Origin of the sequence: Lyngbya sp. CCY1209, assembly GCF_035615495.1 — a bacterium.
Lineage (GTDB): Bacteria > Cyanobacteriota > Cyanobacteriia > Cyanobacteriales > Microcoleaceae > Limnospira.
In genome coordinates, this window is sequence record NZ_JAJENU010000039.1 from 1 (window position 1) to 1,815 (window position 1,815).

The 1,815-nt window shown below is 60.7% G+C and carries 1 protein-coding gene and 1 pseudogene; both read right to left on the reverse strand.

The features are described from left to right. Positions 1-173 precede the first annotated feature (173 nt). Positions 174-1,556 (reverse strand): photosystem II reaction center protein CP43, encoded by a 1,383-nt coding sequence (gene psbC, locus LKE08_RS00180; protein ID WP_324702176.1) that lies wholly within the window; start codon positions 1,554-1,556, stop codon positions 174-176. Beyond that, a pseudogene (locus tag LKE08_RS00185) lies at positions 1,540-1,815 on the reverse strand (photosystem II D2 protein (photosystem q(a) protein)); the annotation flags it as partial. The pseudogene LKE08_RS00185 and the gene psbC, both read right to left, overlap by 17 nt.

The window sequence follows — 1,815 nt, forward strand, 5'->3', positions numbered from 1 at the left end:
AATTTGGGGTGGGGGGGGGGGGGTGGGGGGGGGGGGGTGTGGGGAATTTTACCTCCGCCCCTGTGCCCCCCTGCCTCCCCTGCCCCCTCTGCCCCCATGCCCAATTAAAGAACCCCACCCGGGGCGGGTGGGGTTTTGCGATTCCGATTTCGGATCAAACCGATGGGAACGGATTAGTCGAGGTCGGGCATCGCCAGGACGGGTTCAGTCTCGCGATCGATTCCCTTCTCGAAACCGGCGGCGGCGGCGCGGGCGCGACCGGCGTGCCACAGGTGTCCGACCAGGAAGAAGAAGCCGAGAATGAAGTGAGAACCGGCCAGCCAAGCCCGGGGGTTAACGTAGTTGAACCCTTGAGCTTCAGTGATGATCCCGCCCACGGAGTTGATGGAACCGTTGGGGGCGTGGGTCATGTACTCGGAAGCCCGACGCACTTGCCAGGGCTGGATGTCGTTCTTGAGCTTGTTCAGGTCAAGACCGTTGGGGCCACGCAGGGGCTCAAGCCAGGGGCCTTTGAAGTCCCAGAAGCGCATGGTTTCACCGCCGAAGATGATTTCGCCGGTGGGGGAGCGCATCAGGTATTTACCCAGACCGGTGGGGCCTTGGGCGGAACCGATGTTCGCACCGAGTTTTTGGTCGCGAACCAGGAACACGAAGGACTGAGCTTGAGACGCCTCGGCGTTGGTGGGGCCGTAGAACTCGCTCGGATAGGCGGTGTTGTTGAACCACACGAAGGCGGCGGCAACGAAGCCCATCAGGGACAGCGCGCCCAAGCTGTAGGAGAGGTAAGCTTCTCCAGACCAGATGAAGGCGCGGCGGGCCCAGGCGAAGGGCTTGGTCAGAATGTGGTAGATACCGCCGAAGATGCAGATCAGGCCAACCCAGATGTGACCGCCAATGATATCTTCCATGTTGTCCACCCCGATCAGCCAGCCTTCGCCGCCGAAGGGAGCTTTGAACAGGTAGCCGAAGATGACCAGCGGGTTCAGGGTCGGGTTGTTGATGATCCGGACGTCACCGCCACCGGGCGCCCAGGTGTCGTAGACGCCGCCGAAGAACATGGCTTTGAACACGAGCAGGAGGGCACCGCATCCCAACAGGATCAGGTGATACCCGATGATGTTGGTCATCTGGTTTTTGTCCTTCCAGTCGTAGCCGAAGAAGGAAGAATATTCTTCCAAAACTTCGGGGCCGCGGACGGCGTGATAGATACCGCCCAAACCGAGGACGGCGGAGGAAATCAGGTGAAGCACCCCCACCACGAAGTAGGGGAAGATGTCGATGACTTCACCGCCAGGGCCGACGCCCCAGCCCTGGGTGGCCAGGTGGGGGAGCAGGATCAGACCTTGCTCGTACATGGGCTTTTCGGGGACGAAGTGGGACACCTCGAACAGGGTCATCGCCCCGGCCCAGAAGACGATCAGGCCAGCGTGGGCAACGTGGGCGCCCAAGAGTTTTCCGGAAAGGTTGATGAGACGGGCGTTGCCAGCCCACCAGGCGAAGCCGGTGGATTCCTGGTCGCGGCCGCCCAGGTAAGAAGTGCTAGAGAGCGTTACCACGTGGTAATACCTCCTCAGGGAAGACAAAGTTTTGGTGAGGTTGATCGGCTGGAGCCATCCAGGCGCGAATTCCCTCGTTGAGCAGAATGTTCTTGGTATAGAAAGTTTCAAACTCGGGGTCTTCTGCAGCCCGCAGTTCTTGCGACACGAAGTCGTAAGCCCGCAGGTTCACGGCCAGACCCACGACGCCGATGGAACACATCCACAGGCCCGTCACGGGGACGAACAGCATGAAGAAGTGCAACCAGCGCTTGTTGGA